General features: G+C 68.8%; 17 protein-coding genes and 1 riboswitch. Of the genes, 7 read left to right on the top strand and 10 right to left on the bottom strand.

Annotation, left to right across the window (positions count from 1 at the left end; all coding sequences use genetic code 11):
• Window positions 1–2: 2 nt before the first annotated feature.
• From AC3WTD_RS16210 to AC3WTD_RS16190, 5 genes are all read right to left on the bottom strand, one after another.
• Complete coding sequence (locus AC3WTD_RS16210) at window positions 3–737, bottom strand: ABC transporter permease subunit (RefSeq protein ID WP_492614404.1); 735 nt, start codon at window positions 735–737, stop codon at window positions 3–5.
• On the bottom strand, window positions 734–1,675 hold the full coding sequence (locus AC3WTD_RS16205) for an ABC transporter ATP-binding protein (protein ID WP_027494019.1): 942 nt from the start codon (window positions 1,673–1,675) through the stop codon (window positions 734–736). The genes AC3WTD_RS16210 and AC3WTD_RS16205 overlap by 4 nt, the downstream gene beginning before the upstream one ends.
• Before the next feature lie 161 nt (window positions 1,676–1,836).
• Complete coding sequence (locus tag AC3WTD_RS16200) at window positions 1,837–3,204, bottom strand: SRPBCC family protein (RefSeq protein WP_235642334.1); 1,368 nt, start codon at window positions 3,202–3,204, stop codon at window positions 1,837–1,839.
• A gap of 225 nt (window positions 3,205–3,429) precedes the next feature.
• Window positions 3,430–4,071, bottom strand: coding sequence for a response regulator (locus AC3WTD_RS16195; RefSeq protein WP_007507744.1), 642 nt, complete (start codon window positions 4,069–4,071; stop codon window positions 3,430–3,432).
• A gap of 104 nt (window positions 4,072–4,175) precedes the next feature.
• Window positions 4,176–5,399 carry a sensor histidine kinase gene (locus AC3WTD_RS16190; RefSeq protein WP_027494021.1) on the bottom strand — a complete coding sequence of 408 codons (1,224 nt, stop codon included), beginning with the start codon at window positions 5,397–5,399 and terminating at the stop codon, window positions 4,176–4,178.
• Window positions 5,400–5,591: 192 nt separating this feature from the next.
• On the opposite strand from AC3WTD_RS16190, the gene AC3WTD_RS16185 reads away from it, so the two are divergent.
• The 5 genes from AC3WTD_RS16185 to AC3WTD_RS16165 all read left to right on the top strand — a co-directional run bounded on the left by AC3WTD_RS16185 (window position 5,592) and on the right by AC3WTD_RS16165 (window position 8,721).
• On the top strand, window positions 5,592–6,215 hold the full coding sequence (locus AC3WTD_RS16185; RefSeq protein ID WP_027494022.1) for a GNAT family N-acetyltransferase: 624 nt from the start codon (window positions 5,592–5,594) through the stop codon (window positions 6,213–6,215).
• A complete protein-coding gene (minC, locus tag AC3WTD_RS16180; protein WP_027494023.1) occupies window positions 6,212–6,982 on the top strand; it encodes a septum site-determining protein MinC in 771 nt (256 codons plus the stop codon). The genes AC3WTD_RS16185 and minC overlap by 4 nt, the downstream gene beginning before the upstream one ends.
• A 37-nt stretch (window positions 6,983–7,019) precedes the next feature.
• A complete protein-coding gene (gene minD / locus AC3WTD_RS16175) occupies window positions 7,020–7,835 on the top strand; it encodes a septum site-determining protein MinD (protein WP_235642335.1) in 816 nt (271 codons plus the stop codon).
• Window positions 7,836–7,840: 5 nt separating this feature from the next.
• Window positions 7,841–8,137 carry a cell division topological specificity factor MinE gene (gene minE, locus AC3WTD_RS16170; RefSeq protein ID WP_027494025.1) on the top strand — a complete coding sequence of 99 codons (297 nt, stop codon included), beginning with the start codon at window positions 7,841–7,843 and terminating at the stop codon, window positions 8,135–8,137.
• Window positions 8,138–8,220: 83 nt separating this feature from the next.
• Window positions 8,221–8,721 (top strand): hypothetical protein, encoded by a 501-nt coding sequence (locus AC3WTD_RS16165; protein WP_492614403.1) that lies wholly within the window; start codon window positions 8,221–8,223, stop codon window positions 8,719–8,721.
• A gap of 14 nt (window positions 8,722–8,735) precedes the next feature.
• Here AC3WTD_RS16165 and AC3WTD_RS16160 read toward each other — a convergent pair whose 3' ends face one another.
• The 4 genes from AC3WTD_RS16160 to AC3WTD_RS16145 form a co-directional block, all read right to left on the bottom strand.
• Complete coding sequence (locus AC3WTD_RS16160; protein ID WP_492614402.1) at window positions 8,736–8,963, bottom strand: ChaB family protein; 228 nt, start codon at window positions 8,961–8,963, stop codon at window positions 8,736–8,738.
• Window positions 8,964–9,067: 104 nt separating this feature from the next.
• Window positions 9,068–9,658 carry a DNA-3-methyladenine glycosylase gene (locus AC3WTD_RS16155; RefSeq protein WP_492614401.1) on the bottom strand — a complete coding sequence of 197 codons (591 nt, stop codon included), beginning with the start codon at window positions 9,656–9,658 and terminating at the stop codon, window positions 9,068–9,070.
• Window positions 9,659–9,721: 63 nt separating this feature from the next.
• A complete protein-coding gene (locus tag AC3WTD_RS16150) occupies window positions 9,722–10,183 on the bottom strand; it encodes a carboxymuconolactone decarboxylase family protein (protein WP_492614400.1) in 462 nt (153 codons plus the stop codon).
• A gap of 33 nt (window positions 10,184–10,216) precedes the next feature.
• Window positions 10,217–11,062, bottom strand: coding sequence for an isocitrate lyase/PEP mutase family protein (locus tag AC3WTD_RS16145; RefSeq protein WP_492614399.1), 846 nt, complete (start codon window positions 11,060–11,062; stop codon window positions 10,217–10,219).
• A gap of 106 nt (window positions 11,063–11,168) precedes the next feature.
• On the opposite strand from AC3WTD_RS16145, the gene AC3WTD_RS16140 reads away from it, so the two are divergent.
• Window positions 11,169–12,311 (top strand): T6SS phospholipase effector Tle1-like catalytic domain-containing protein, encoded by a 1,143-nt coding sequence (locus tag AC3WTD_RS16140; protein WP_492614398.1) that lies wholly within the window; start codon window positions 11,169–11,171, stop codon window positions 12,309–12,311.
• Between the two features lie 227 nt (window positions 12,312–12,538).
• On the opposite strand, the gene AC3WTD_RS16135 is transcribed toward AC3WTD_RS16140, so the two are convergent.
• Complete coding sequence (locus AC3WTD_RS16135) at window positions 12,539–13,807, bottom strand: multidrug effflux MFS transporter (protein WP_492614397.1); 1,269 nt, start codon at window positions 13,805–13,807, stop codon at window positions 12,539–12,541.
• A gap of 76 nt (window positions 13,808–13,883) precedes the next feature.
• Window positions 13,884–13,986, top strand: a riboswitch (Fluoride riboswitch).
• A gap of 70 nt (window positions 13,987–14,056) precedes the next feature.
• On the opposite strand from AC3WTD_RS16135, the gene crcB reads away from it, so the two are divergent.
• Window positions 14,057–14,443, top strand: a complete 387-nt coding sequence (gene crcB, locus AC3WTD_RS16130; protein WP_027494033.1) for a fluoride efflux transporter CrcB — start codon at window positions 14,057–14,059, stop codon at window positions 14,441–14,443.
• Window positions 14,444–14,446: the final 3 nt, after the last annotated feature.

Raw genomic sequence — 14,446 nt, 5'->3', positions numbered from 1 at the left:
GGTCAGCGCGTCCGCTTCAGGTCGAGCAGCAACACGCCGGCGGCCAGCCAGCCGAGCGTGCTGAGCAGAAAATAGATCAGGTCGCGCACGTCCAGCACGCCGCGTGCGATCGCCTCGAAGTGCCGCAGCATGGACAGGTGCGCCACCGCGTTGATCAGTTTGCGCGGCAGCGTGCCGGAGAAGAAATCCAGCACCTGCGGCTGGCCAACCAGAATCAGCAGCACGCACACCAGCGCGGTCAGGATGAACGCCACCACCTGGCTGCGGGTCAGCGCGGACAGGCAAGCGCCGATCGCCACGAAGCTGCCGGCCATCAGCCAGCTGCCCAGGTAGCCAGCCAGGATCACGCCGTTGTCCGGCGAGCCGAGGTAGTTGACGGTGATCCAGATCGGAAAGGTCAGCAGCAAGGCCAGCCCGATGAACAGCCATGCGGCGAGGAACTTGCCCAGCATCGCCTGCCACAGCGTCAGCGGCAGGGTCAGCAGCAGTTCCAGCGTGCCGCCCTTGGCTTCCTCCGCCCACATGCGCATGGTGATCGCCGGCACCAGGATCAGGTACAGCCACGGATGCATCGTGAAGAATGGCTGCAGGTCGGCCTGGCCGCGCTCGTAGAAGTCGCCCGCATAGAAGGTGAGGATGCCGGCCAGCACCAGGAAGATCACCAGGAACACGTACGCCACCGGCGTCACGAAGTAGCTGCGCAGCTCGCGCCGCAACACCGCATTGACCGGACTCATGCGCGCCCCTCCGCGACGTCGCCGCCGGTGGTGATCTGGCGGAACACCTCGTCCAGCCGGCCGCGCTCGAGCTGGATCTCCGACACCTCCAGGCCCTGCTCGCGCAGCAGCGTCTCCACCGGCTCCAGCACCCGCGCACCCGGCTTCGGGAACACCGTGATGCGGCCGTCCAGCGGATCCACCTCGATCGCCGCCACCTGCGGCAGGCGGCCCAGCATTTCCTGCGACATGCCGCTGCCCGGCGCACTGAACGACACCGCGCCGTGATAGCGCGAGCGCGCCTCCAGTTCGGCCGGGGTGGCGTCGGCGAGCAGCTTGCCGCGGGCAATGATCACCACCCGGTTGCACAGCGCGTGCACCTCCTCCAGCAGGTGGGTGGAGATCAGGATGGTGCGGTCGCGCGCCATCACGTCGATCAGCTGGCGCACCGCGTGCTTCTGGTTCGGGTCGAGGCCATCGGTGGGTTCGTCCAGCATCAGCACCGGCGGGTCGTGCAGGATCGCCTGGGCCAGCCCGACGCGCCGGCGCAGGCCCTTCGACAGCGTGTCGATGCACAAGCCCAGCACTTCCTCCAGCTGCAACTGCTGCACCACCGCGTCGAAGCGGCGGTAAGCGGCCTCGCCGCTCAGCCCGCGCATGCGCGCGATGAACTGCAGGAATTCGCGCACGGTCATCTCGCCGTAGCTCGGCGCGCCTTCGGGCAAATAGCCCAGGGCGCGCTTGGCCTGCAGCGGCTCGCGGCCGACATCGTGCCCGCACACCCGCGCGGTGCCCGAGCTGGGCACCAGGAACCCGGCGATCATGCGCATCGCGGTGGACTTGCCCGCGCCGTTGGGTCCGAGCAGCCCCAGCACCTGCCCCGGCTCGACACGGATGCTCAGCGCATCCACTGCGGTCAGGTTGCCATAGCGTCGGGTGAGCTGGTCGGTTTCGATCATGTCCGATGGTGGGCTGGGCGGGTGCGCGCATGGCGCGGGCGAACCCGCCTGCCGTCGCCGCGGATCGCCCCGCAATGTACCGCAAGACGCCGGCTCGCGGCCCGAATAGAAAAAGGCCCTTCCGAACGGAAGGGCCTTTCATGCGCCGCAGCGATGCCGGCTTACTTGCCCGCGCTGGCCGCCGCGGCCGGCTTGGCGGCGCTGGCGGCCGGTGCCGGGGCGGAGCCCGCTGCGGCCGGGGCGCCCTCGTCGAGCGTCGGCGGCTGCAGGCCGGCTTCCTGCTCCGGCGTGTGCTCCGGCGCGTTGCTGATCGGCAGGAACACGTTGTACTTGGCGTAGGCGGTGATGTTGCCGCCGGCATCCTTCACTTCCGGCGTGGCGATCACGTCGTACGGGCGGTTGACCACCTCGTCGTACTTGTAGCCGTGGGTCTGCGCGTAGGCCTTGAGCATGTCGCGGGTCTGCGGCACGCCGGCGAAGGTGCCGGTCCACACGCCCTTCAACGCCGCGCCGCCGAAGGCCAGCGTGGCGCGCACGTTGCCGTCCACCACCAGGCGGCCGTAGCGGTCGCGGCTGCCGGCGGCGGCGTTGGCGTCCGCGGCGACAGCGGCGCTGCTGGCCTCGGCCGGCGCGCCGGCGGCATCCAGCGCGGGCGGCGTCGCCGCGGTCAGCTGCTCGCTCTGGCCGTTGATGGTCAGCGTGCTGGAGTCGATCGGGAACGCCACGTCGAAGCTGTAGGTCTGGTCGCCGTAGTTGGTGGTGATCAGGATGCGCGAGCCGGTGACGTTCACGCCGAGCTTCTTGGCGGCCGCCTGGATTTCAGTATTGGCCTTGGCGATGGCGTCTTCCACCGCCTCCATGCCGTCCTTGCGCTGGATCGAGGTGGACACCAGCAGCACCGGAGTGGGCTGGGTCTGTTCGATGTACGGGATCAGCTGGCTGTAGTCGATGTTCGGCACGCCGGCCAGCACGTTCTGCAGGTTGTTCAGGCTGAACTGGATGAACGAGTCCGGATCGCCGTGGATGTACAGGTTGGCGAAGCGGTTGACCAGGTTCCAGCCGTAGGCGACGTCATACGACCAGGTGACCTGGGTCAGCTGGCCGCGGCTGCCCTGGCGCTCCAGGTCCAGCGTGAAATGCTTGTCCAGGCCGCGCCAGCTGTTGTCCAGGTTCCAGACGATGCTGGCGGACTTGGTGTTGCTGTCGATCTTGTTGAAATCCGGGGTGGCGCTGGCAATGGTCAGGCCGCCTTTGCCGACCTTCGGGTCGGTACTGGCCCAGCTGATCTCGGCGCCCGGGCCGTAGGTCTTGCCAGAGAAGCTGAACTCGATGCGCGGGTCGTACGAGCGCAGCACCGAGTAGTCGGGCAGCCGCCGGTAGTTGTTGAGCACGTCGTAGACCTGCCGCATGTCCTTGCCGACGACCAGCTGGCGTTCCACGTGGCCACTGCCGGGCATGACCACAGCCGCCAGGACGCCGATGACCGCCACAATGACCAGGGCAGCAAGAAATTCAAAGACACGCATCATTCCAGAGTTCTCCGAAGCGTCTTTACGCCATACCTAGATTAGGGTTGCCCCAGCCGTCCACGCGGGCCCGCCCGAGGGTTCACCCGTAGGCCACGGCAGGGGGTCGGCAAACGCCGAAGCAACGGATGTTACTTGCTCGCGGGCCGGAACGCTATCGCCCGTCGCATGCCATCCGGAAGGCCAAAAGCGGGCCACGGCGTGGCCGCCGCAGCGGCCCCGACCGCCTCAGACGATGCCCATTTCCAGCGCCTTCAGCACGGCACGGGTGCGGTCGCGCACGCCGAGCTTGGACAGGATGTTGGACACGTGGTTCTTCACCGTGCCCTCGGCCACCTTCAGCGAGTTGGCGATCTCCTTGTTGCTGTAGCCGCCGGACAGCAGGCGCAGGATCTCGGTCTCGCGCTCGGTCAGCGGGTCGGGCTGCTCCAGGCTGGTGAAGCTGTTCTGCATCCGCGCCACCCCGGCCATCAGCCGCTGGGTAACCATCGGCGCCACCAGCGAGCCGCCGCCGGCCACGGTGCGCACCGCCTCGACCAGCTGTTCCAGCGAGACGTCCTTCAGCAGATAGCCGCGCGCGCCGGCCTTGAGCCCCTGCAGCACCAGCTGGTCGTCGTCGAAGGTGGTCAGGATGATCGTCGGCGGCAGCTCGTTGCGGGCGGACAGCGCCTGCAGCACCTCCAGCCCGCTCATGTTCGGCATGCGCAGGTCCAGTAGCACCACGTCCGGCTTGACCCGCGGAATGTCCTGCACGGCCTGGGCGCCGTCGGCGCACTCGGCCACCACGCGGATGTCCTCGGCGAGGTCGAGCAGCGAGCGAACCCCCTGGCGCACCAGATTCTGGTCGTCGACGAGACAAACGGAAATCATCGCGGATCCTCGGGCAGACATGACTCAAGAAAGTGATGTTGACAGCCACCGGGCCGGACCGCTGCCGACACCGGCGCATTTTTGCGCGCCGCGCGGCTGCCAGATTACGACACATTCAGCGCCGGCGGCTCAAGCCGGGTCGGCGCGTGCGCCAGTGCGATGTGCTCACCCAGCGGCAGCCGCACGGTCAATGCAAAGCCCTGGCTGAGGCCGGTGTCCAGCACCACGCTGCCGCCGAATTCGGCCAGCCGCTCACGCATGCCGGACAGGCCGTTGCCCGGCTCGACGTTCTCCGCGCCGCGGCCGTCGTCGCGCGCGTGCAGGCCGAGCAGGTTTTCCCCCGCGTAGGCGAAGTTCAGCCACAGGTTGCGCGCGCCGGCGTGCTTGGCGGTGTTGGTGATGATTTCCTGCGCGCAGCGCAGCAGCACCTGCGCGCGGCGCGGGTCCTCCACGCTGAAGCGCGGCGGCATGATCACGTGCACATTCAGGCCGGGCACGCCTTCGGTGAGGCTGCGCAGCGCCTGGGTCAGGTCGATCGCATCGTCCTGGCGCAGCTCGCTGACCACCTCGCGCACGTCGGCCAGCAGCAGCTTGGCCGTACCCTGTGCCTTGCGCACGTGCGCGCACGCCGCCTCGTTGCTGAGGTGGCTGGCCACTTCGAGGTTCAGGCTCAGCGCGGTCAGGTGGTGGCCGATCAGGTCGTGCAGGTCGCGCGCGATGCGCATGCGCTCGGCGATCCGGCTGGACTCGGCCAGCAGCGCGCGGGTGGCGCGCAACTCGGAGTTCAGCCGACGCTGCACCTCGCGCTGCTCGGCCTGCTGGCTGGCCACGGTCGAGGTGATGAACACCAGCACCGAGATGCCCAGGTAGATGCTGGCCTGGATGAAGCCCACCGCGATACTGTGGTCGTATTCGGGGAAGGTGGCGAACACCGCCACCAGGCTCAGGTGCTGCAGCACCAGCCAGGAAGCGGCGAGCCAGAACGGCAGCAGCCACGGCAGCACCAGCGAGGCCACCACCATCAGCATCGCCGACAGGCCGCTGTGGCTGTACCAGCCCACCGCGACGGCCGCCGCGGTCATCAGGGTCAGCCCCAGCAATTTCAGCCCCGGATAGCGGCGCGAACCGAGGTTGCTGGTCAGCAGCCAGTACATCAGGCCGAAGATCAGGTAGCACAGCGTCCACAGCAGCAACGAGAAGTTCGGGCGATGCAGCTGGTCGAGCCTTTCGGTGGCCCAGCTGGTGACCAGCGGCGTGCCCGCCGACAGGTAGGTGAAGAAGCCCGCATAGCGGAGCAGGCGGATGTGGTTGATGAATGGCCAGCGCATCCGCGCATCATTGGTCGTGACGGGGCTTCGCGCAATGCGCGGGAAGTCATGCCGCGGGCGACGATGCCGGCTTTACGAAGCTTTTACATGTGCCCTTGCGAGATGTAAGGCTCACGGCCGCATGTCATAATGGGCCATTGCGCGAGGCTGTGGCCCGACCTCGCACCCGAATCCACCATTGCGGAGCAACGAATGGCCCTTGCCATCCGCGACGTGCGCGAGCACGACCTGGATGCCGTACTGGCGCTCAACAATGCCGCCGGTCGCTCCATCCTCGCCCTCGATGCGGCCCAGCTGCGCTATTTCTACGAGCACGCCGAGTATTTCCGCGTGGCCGAGATCGACGGCCACCTGGCCGGGTTCCTGATCGCCTTGCGCGAAGGCGGCGACTACGCCAGCCCAAACTACCGCTGGTTCGCCGAGCACTATCCGCAGTTCGTCTACATCGACCGTATCGTGATCGCCAACGCCTACCGCCGCCACGGCCTGGGCCGCATCTTCTATTGCGATGTGCACAGCTACGCCGAGGTGCGCGTGCCGCTACTCACCTGCGAGGTGTTCCTGGAGCCGCGCGACGACGTGGTGGTGCTGTTCCATGGCACCTACGGCTTCCAGGAAGTCGGCCAGCAGCGCATGGGCAAGCACGGCCCGCAGGTCAGCCTGCTCGCCCGCGACCTGCCCAGCTACGCCTACGTGCGCGACACCTGGCTCGAACATGGCGGCCTGCCCGACGTGCCGTGGCTGGCCGAGCGCGAACGTCCTGCCCTGCACGACGCCACCACCCCGCGCCGCCTCGCCGGGGAGCGGCGCCCGTGAATGCAAAAGCAGAAGTCACCGATGCCTGCGACCTGCGCTTCGGCCAGGTCGGTATTGCCTGCGTGCGCGTGCGCCGGGTCGACGCCGCCGCGCTGTGCGACGAACTGGAGCGCCGCGTGCGCGCCGCCCCGCAGATGTTCGCCCGCGCTGCCGTGGTACTGGACCTGAGCCACCTGTCCGGCCTGCCCGACGATGGCGCCGTCGACGCGCTGCTGGAGGCGGTGCGCAGCGCCGGCATGCTGCCGGTGGGCCTGGCCTACGGCACCAGCGAGACCGAGGCGCTGGCCAAACGCATGGGCCTGCCGCTGATCGCCAAGTTCCGCGCCGCCTATGAGCCGGCCGCGGGCAGCGCGTCACCCGCCGAACCGGCGCCGCGCGCCGAACCGGCCCCGGCGGTGCAGCGCGAGCCGATCCTGTCCGCGCCGCCGTCCGGCAGCATGCACGGTGCCCAGCACCATGCCGGTTCGGTACGTTCGGGCCAGCAGGTCTATGCGCGCGAGCGCGACCTGATCGTCACCGGCGCCGTCGCCAACGGCGCCGAGGTGATCGCCGACGGCAACATCCACATCTACGGCAGCCTGCGCGGCCGCGCCATGGCCGGCGCACAGGGCGACGGCAAGGCGCGCATCTTCGTCTCCGACTTTCGCGCCGAACTGGTGGCGATTGCCGGGCAGTATCGCGTGTTCGAACAGATTCCCGGCGACCTCGAGGGCCAGTCCGTGCAATGCTGGCTCGAAGGCGACAAGCTGCTGATTGCCAGACTGTAGCCACCCACAACAAGAACAACTACGCGGAGATGGGCCCTTGACTGCTGAGATTATCGTTGTCACCTCCGGCAAAGGCGGCGTCGGCAAGACGACGACCAGCGCCTCGCTCGCCACCGGCCTGGCCATGGCCGGCAAGAAAACCGCGGTGATCGACTTCGACGTCGGCCTGCGCAACCTCGACCTGATCATGGGCTGCGAGCGGCGCGTGGTGTACGACTTCGTCAACGTCGTGCACGGCGAGGCCGCGCTGAAGCAGTCGCTGATCAAGGACAAGCGCTACGACAACCTGTACGTGCTGGCCGCCAGCCAGACCCGCGACAAGGACGCGCTGACCATGGAGGGCGTCGAGAAGGTGCTCGACGGCCTGTCCGAAGAGGGCTTCGAGTACGTCGTGTGCGACTCCCCCGCCGGCATCGAGAAAGGCGCCCACCTGGCGATGTACTTCGCCGACCACGCGGTGGTGGTGGTCAACCCGGAAGTGTCCTCGGTGCGCGACTCCGACCGCATCCTTGGCCTGCTCGCCAGCAAGACCCGGCGCGCCGAGAAGGGCGAGAGCCCGGTCACCCAGCACCTGCTGCTGACCCGCTACAACCCCGCGCGCGTGGCCATCGGCGAGATGCTCAGCGTGAAGGACGTCGAGGAGATCCTCGGCATCGAGGTGGTCGGCGTGATCCCCGAATCGGAGAACGTGCTGACCGCCTCCAACAACGGCATCCCGGTGATCGTCGACGCGGCCTCGCAGGCTGGCCAGGCCTACAGCGACACGGTCGCCCGCATCCTCGGCGAAGAGCGCCCGCTGCGCTTCATCGACGTACCGAAGAAAGGCTTTCTCCAGCGCGTATTCGGAGGTTGATCACGATGGGCATTCTCGATTTCCTCAAGCGCAAGCCCGAAGCCACCGCCAGCGTGGCGCGCGAACGCCTGCGCATCATCGTGGCGCAGGAGCGCTCCACCCGCGGTGCGCCTGACTACCTGCCGATGATGCGCAACGAGCTGCTCGAAGTGATCAAGAAGTATGTCCACGTCGACCTCGAGGCGATCAACATCAATTTCGAGCGCGACAGCGGCCACGAGATCCTCGAACTCTCGGTCACCCTGCCGGAAGGCAAGCAGGCCGCCAGCAGCGAAACCAAGGGCGAAGCCAAAACCGGCTGAGCCAGCGCCATTCCGTCCTTGGCGACGCCGCGTCGCCCGGTCCTCTCCTGCCCCGAAGCCACCTGCGCCCGTCGCGCACGCCCATGCTCCCCGACACTCCTCCCGCCCGCGGCGACGACCCGGCCAGCAGCGTGCTGCGCCTGGGCCAGATCGGCTTCGATGCGCCTGCTGCCCTGCTCGATCGCTTCGGCCTCAAGCTCCAGCGCGTGGCGCCCGGTGAACCGATTCCAGGCAGCTTCTGGGGCGACGAGGAGGCCGGCATCATCGGCAGCACCGTCTACGCCCGCGACGACACCCCGGTGCACTCGCTGCTGCACGAGGCCTGCCACCTGATCGTGCTGCCACCGGAAAGACGTCCAGACGTCCATACCGACGCCACCGACTCGATCGAGGAGGAGGACGCCACCTGCTGCCTGCAGATCGTGCTGGCCGATGAACTGCCCGGCGTGGGCCGCGAGCGCCTGATGCGCGACATGGATGCCTGGGGCTACACGTTCCGGCTCGGTTCGGCGCGCGCCTGGTTCGAGCGCGACGCGGACAATGCCCGCGACTTCCTCAAGGCACGCGGCCTGCCGCACGCGTGACACGCGAATCCCGGCTACCTGGCGTGCCAGTCGCCATCGCCGCCCTTCTCGTACTTCTTCTTGACCGCGGCCCAGGCCACCTTGTGCGCGGCCTCCTCGCGCGACTCGCTGCCGCGGCGCGCATCCTCGTCGGCGTAGTCGTCCCAGGCGCTGTTGAACACCTCCTTGTAGATCTCCTGCGCATGTTTCGGCACGTGCTCGCGCACGCTGTCGGGCAGTTCGCTGATGGATGCGTAAGGCACGGCGCGGACCCCGCAATGGACGAGTGATGCCGACCACCGTGGGCCATGCGCGATCAAGCCACCGTCAACCGCACGTGCTCGCCACGACAACACGGCGACGCCGTTCAGCGACGCGAGACGTGCGGCTCGCCCGGCACGTACCAGCGCCAGCGTTCGTCGGCCGCGCGGGTAATGCCGACGCGCGTAGTGGCCACCGGCGCAACGGGCGGCGGCACGCCATCGTCGACGATGCTGAAGCCGCCGGCGCCGCCGACCAGGTCGAGGCCATCCTGTGCGCGGCCGATGCCCATGGCCTGGCACAGCCGCGCCGGCCCGCGGCACAGGTCGCGGTCGTGGCGGCAACCGGGCCGCGCCGCCCGCATCGCGGCCAGCCCGCCCAGCGGTGCCAGTGCACGCAGCAACACCGCGACGCCTTCGCCTTCCTCGCCGCACACTGGGTTGCAGCACCAGTGCATGCCGTAAGTGAAGTACACGTAGAGCAGCCCCGGCGTGCCGAACATCGTCGCGTTGCGCGCCGTGCGGCCGCGCCAGGAATGCGCGGCCGGATCCGCCACCCCGCAGTAGGCCTCGGTTTCCACGATGCGACCGCTGCGGCCGTCCGCATTCAACAGCACCTTGTTCAGCAGGTCGGGGGCGACCGCGCGCGGGTCGCGCCGGTAGAAGGCGCGACCCAGCGCTACGGGTCGGTCAGGCATGCCTGCGCGGCCGCAGCGCGGAAGCCGGTGCCGGCCAGCGACGGGGTCGCAGCGGCGCCATGCTCAGCCCGCCGGCTTCGGCTGGTAGCTGCCCACGTCTGCGTGAAAACCGATCGCCAGCCGGTTCCAGCCGTTGATGGTGATGATGGCCAGGGTGAGGTCGACCATCGCCTTTTCGTCGAACTGCGCGCGCACCTCCTCGTACAGGGCATCGGGCAGTTCGTTCGTCGACACCAGGGTGACCGCCTCGGCCCAGGCCAGCGCGGCCCGCTCGCGTGCCGAGTAGAACGGCGCCTCGCGCCACGCCGCCAGCACGTGCAGGCGCTGCTCCGTCTCGCCGGCAGCGCGCGCGTCCTTGCTGTGCATGTCCAGGCAGTACGCGCAACCGTTGATCTGCGACACCCGCATCTTCACCAGCTCGACCAGCGAATGCTCCAGGCCGGAGCCCTGCACATACATCTCCAGGCCCAGCATGGCCTTCAGGCCCGCGGGTGCCACCTTGCCGTACTCGATACGCTTGCTCACTACAGACTCCTCGATGAAAAACTGCTGCGCCGCTCAGCCGCGCTCGAACAGCCGCTGTGCGTCCGCATAGGTGAAGGTGGCGGCCAAACCGTCGAAGCGACCGCTCTCCAGCAGCGCTGCCGCCGCGCGATCCACCGCCGCCAGCGCCAGCGTGGCAAAGCGCGTGGCCGTGCTGACGCGGGCCACGCCGAGCCGGGCCAGCTCGGCCAAGTCGGGCATGCCGGGGCCGGCGGCCACGTTGACCGGTGCGTCGACCGCGCGCACCAGCGCGGCCAGTGTGGCGCGGTCGCCCAGCCCGATCGGATAGATGCCGTCGGCACCCGCCGCCAGATAAGCCTGCGCACGTTGCACGGCATCGGCGAGCGGCACGGCCGGGGCGGCGACGTGCTGCATCCAGTTGTCCACCCGCGCGTTGATCACAATCGGCACGCCGGCCGCCTCGGCGGCGCCACGCGCAGCGCGAATCCGCGCCGCGGCTTCCGCGACGGGTCGCAGCGGGCCGTGGCCGGGACGGCCGTCTTCCAGGTTGATGCCCACCGCGCCGGCCGCGATCACCGCGCGCACCGTGGCGGCCACCGCCTCCGGTGTCTCGCCATAGCCGGTCTCGATGTCCGCCGTCACCGGCAGGTCGACCACCCGCACGATCCGCGCGATCGCCGCCAGCACCTCGGTCAGCGGTGCCTGCTCGCCGTCGGCGTAGCCGAGCGACCAGGCCATGCCGGCGCTGGTGGTGGCGATCGCCGCGAAGCCGCGCTGCGCGAACAGCTGCGCGCTGCCCGCATCCCACGCATTGGGCAGCAACAGGATCGCCGTACGGTCATGCATCCTGCGGAACGCGTGCGCCTTGTCGACCTGCCTGTCCACCGTGGTGTCTGCCATCGCCTGTTGTCAGGGCGCATAGGGTACACCTGCGGGCTGCGCCCGGCACTGGCCCGGCGCAGCACCGAGGCCTAGAGTTGCCCTGCGCAATCCCGCTGGAGGCACCATGACCGCACGCCGGCTCGCACTGCTGTTCGACGGCACCTGGAACAAGCCCGAGTCGGACACCAACGTGGAGCGCCTGCGCCGGCTGATCGCGCCGCGCGATGCGGGCGGCCATGCGCAGCTGGTCAACTACATTCCCGGCGTGGGCGTAAAGCGCGGCATCGCCCACCTGCTTGGCGGCGCGTTCGGCTACGGCCTGTCCGGCAACGTGCTCGATGGCTACCGCTGGCTGTGCGAAACCTGGCAGCCCGGCGACCTGCTCTACCTGTTCGGCTTCAGCCGCGGCGCCTATACCGCACGCAGCCTCGGCGGGATGATCCGCAAATGCGGCCTGCTCCGCTGCGACCGCCACGGCAGCGTGGCCAGGGCCGACGTCGCTGCCGCGTACGACGTCTATCGCGACACCCGCTGCAGGCCCGACGATCCGGTCGCGGTGGAATTCCGCGCCGACCATTCGATCGTGGTCGATATCCACTTCATCGGCGTGTGGGACACCGTCGGCTCGCTCGGCATCCCGGGCACCGCCTCGTGGTTTCCCTACGCGCGCAAGCGCTACCAGTTCCACGACACCGAACTCAGCAAGATCGTGAAGTACGCCTACCAGGCGCTGGCGCTGGACGAGCACCGCGCCGACTTTGCGCCCACGGTATGGACGCGCAACCCGTACACGGTGAAGCCCGGCGAAACACTGACCTCCAAGAAGGCCGAGCAGATCGAAATCGAGCAGCGCTGGTTCATCGGCGCGCACGCTGACGTCGGCGGCGGCAACGACTGCGACGGTGCCAGACGCCGACCCGACCCGCTGCCCGGGCTGCCGCTGGCCTGGCTGCAGCGCAAGGCGATCACCGCCGGGCTGGCCTGCCATGCGCTGTTCATGCCGGAAGACGACGCCGCCAGCGGCGTGCCGCGCAATTCGTACGCGGAATTCATGGACGGCCTCTACAAGGTATTCAAGCCACCGTTCGACCGCATGCTCGGCACCGGCGTCAACGAGAAAATCGACGGTTCGGTATGGCAACGCTGGCTCGCCGATGGCAGCTATCGCTCGCCTTCGCTGGTCAGGGCCCTGGCCGACAGCAGCGCACTGGTATTGACGGATGCCGTGGCGCGCGTCCCCGCGGCCATGCCGGATTCACCGGCGTAGCCGCTGCGGCGACGCCTCAGAGCTTGTGAAGAAAACCACTTCCTGTGGTTTTCTTCAGTCGCGAGTTTGGTACACGCCCGGACTCGCTCACATGAAACAGTCACTGGCGTGACTGTTTCATGCCCGGCCCTCGGGCAACCGCTCCTGCGTTGCCTCAACTCGGGCATCCATGCCCTCGCCATGCCCTCGCCGTGGCCGGCCTGAGAGGTTGGAAAAATCACAACCTCTCAGCGCGGCTCGGCGATCCCCGCCTGGATCCCGGCGACCGTATCGACGTCGGCCAGCGGCTGCTCCGGCGCCCGGCGCGTGATGCGGTAGTACCACCACCACGCCAGCACGCCGAGCAGGGTCAGCGCCGACGCGCCCAGCGCCAGCTGCAGCATGTCGCCCGACAGCAGCGGCGACATCACCCCCGCCACGAAGCTGCACAGCATCAGGCTGGCGAAGGCCTGCACCGAGGAGATCCCGCCGCGATGGTGCGGGAAGCGGTCCAGCAGCAGCAGCGTGAGCGTGGGGAATGCCAGCTGCACGCCGATGGCGTGCAGGATCAGCGGCAGCATCGACCACGGCAGCCGCGGCGCAGGCAGCGCCAGCGCCAGCAACAGGTGCGCCGCACACGCCAGCAGCATCACCGCATAACCCAGGCTCACGGTGAACTTCGCGCTGCGGCGCTCGGCCATCCGGCCGGACAGCCAGGCGCCGCCGATCAGCCCGCTCACCACTGGCACGAACAACCACGGAAAACCCTGCGCCGACAGCTGCAGCAGCCCGCGCACGATGTGCGGCGCCGAGGCGATGTACAGGAACAGGCCGGCGAAATTCACCGAGCTGGAAACCAGCAGCGGCCAGAACACCCGGTCGCGGCCGAACGACAGGTAGCCGGCCAGCAGCGGTCGCGGCGCAAACCGCGTGCGCCGTGCCGGCGGATGGGTTTCGTCCAGGAACCGCTGCAGGGCCAGCGCCAGCAACAGCGCGAACACGGCCAGCAGCCAGAAAATGCCGTGCCAGCCATCGAGCGACAGCAGCAGCGCGCCGACCATCGGCGCGATCACCGGCGCCACCCCGAAGATCATCATCACCTGCGACATCAGCCGCTGCGCGGCCGGCCCTTCCAGGCTGTCGCGGATCACCGCCCGGCCCACCACCAGCCCGGCGCCGGCGGACATGCCCTGCAGCGCGCGGCAGGTCAGCAGCATGGCGAACGAGCTGGATACCGCCGCGCCCACCGACGCCGCCGCATACACCAGCAGGCCGGCGACGATCACCGGCTTGCGCCCCACCGCGTCGGAGATCGCGCCATGGAACAGGCTCATCGCGGCGTAGGTGGCCAGGTACACGCTGATCAGCTGCTGCAGCGCCGCGGCATCCACGCCGAAACGCGCACCGACCAGCGGGAATGCCGGGAACACCGCGTCGATCGAGAACGGCCCGATCATCGACAGCGCAGCCAGCAGCCACGGCAGGCTGCGGCGCACGGGACGGCGGGCTGGGGTCATGGCGGCGCGGGGCATCGGCGGGGCCGCGCAGTATAGATGCCCGCGCTTGACGGCGGGGTCGCCGGATCGACTAGGATTCCCCATCGGAGATGGCATGCCTCCCGTTCCGGCGTGCCCATGGGCACGCCGGAACCAACCGCTTAGCGCCCCGCGTCGAAGCTGATGATGCCTGCAGCCCCGGTTACCGGTGGCGCAGGCGTGCCTGCCGCCGCGGCAACCGGACACCTTGGATTGTCAGGAGGCATGCACGTGGGCTTGAACGGATTTGTGGCAATCGGCATCGGCGGCGCCCTGGGATGCTGGCTGCGCTGGGGCTTGGGCGTGCTGCTCAACCCCGTCTTTCCCACCCTGCCGCTGGGCACACTGGCGGCGAACCTTGCCGGCGGCCTGCTGATGGGCTGCGTGATGGGCCTGTTCGACCACTTCCAGACACTGTCGCCGGCGCTGCGATTGTTCGTGTTCACCGGCTTCCTCGGCGGGCTGACCACGTTCTCTACCTTTTCGGCGGAGTCGGCCACCCTGCTGCTGCGCCAGCAATATCTGTGGTTCAGCGGCCACGTGGCGGTGCACGTGGCCGGCTCGCTGGCGATGACCGTGCTCGGCATCGCGCTCACCCGCAGCCTGCTGCGCCACTGAACC

This window comes from Rhodanobacter sp. FW106-PBR-R2A-1-15 (assembly GCF_058789735.1).
Note: the sequence above shows the minus strand (reverse complement) of the source record. Positions and strands in the feature narration are given on the sequence as shown.

Bases quoted from the DNA above. Each gene is read 5' to 3' on its own strand.
- AC3WTD_RS16210 (WP_492614404.1), bottom strand. From the start codon at position 737: ATGAGTCCGGTCAATGCGGTGTTGCGGCGCGAGCTGCGCAGCTACTTC.
- AC3WTD_RS16205 (WP_027494019.1), bottom strand. From the start codon at position 1,675: ATGATCGAAACCGACCAGCTCACCCGACGCTATGGCAACCTGACCGCA.
- AC3WTD_RS16200 (WP_235642334.1), bottom strand. From the start codon at position 3,204: ATGATGCGTGTCTTTGAATTTCTTGCTGCCCTGGTCATTGTGGCGGTC.
- AC3WTD_RS16195 (WP_007507744.1), bottom strand. From the start codon at position 4,071: ATGATTTCCGTTTGTCTCGTCGACGACCAGAATCTGGTGCGCCAGGGG.
- AC3WTD_RS16190 (WP_027494021.1), bottom strand. From the start codon at position 5,399: ATGCGCTGGCCATTCATCAACCACATCCGCCTGCTCCGCTATGCGGGC.
- AC3WTD_RS16185 (WP_027494022.1), top strand. From the start codon at position 5,592: ATGGCCCTTGCCATCCGCGACGTGCGCGAGCACGACCTGGATGCCGTA.
- minE (WP_027494025.1), top strand. From the start codon at position 7,841: ATGGGCATTCTCGATTTCCTCAAGCGCAAGCCCGAAGCCACCGCCAGC.
- AC3WTD_RS16165 (WP_492614403.1), top strand. From the start codon at position 8,221: ATGCTCCCCGACACTCCTCCCGCCCGCGGCGACGACCCGGCCAGCAGC.
- AC3WTD_RS16155 (WP_492614401.1), bottom strand. From the start codon at position 9,658: ATGCCTGACCGACCCGTAGCGCTGGGTCGCGCCTTCTACCGGCGCGAC.
- AC3WTD_RS16145 (WP_492614399.1), bottom strand. From the start codon at position 11,062: ATGGCAGACACCACGGTGGACAGGCAGGTCGACAAGGCGCACGCGTTC.
- AC3WTD_RS16140 (WP_492614398.1), top strand. From the start codon at position 11,169: ATGACCGCACGCCGGCTCGCACTGCTGTTCGACGGCACCTGGAACAAG.
- AC3WTD_RS16135 (WP_492614397.1), bottom strand. From the start codon at position 13,807: ATGACCCCAGCCCGCCGTCCCGTGCGCCGCAGCCTGCCGTGGCTGCTG.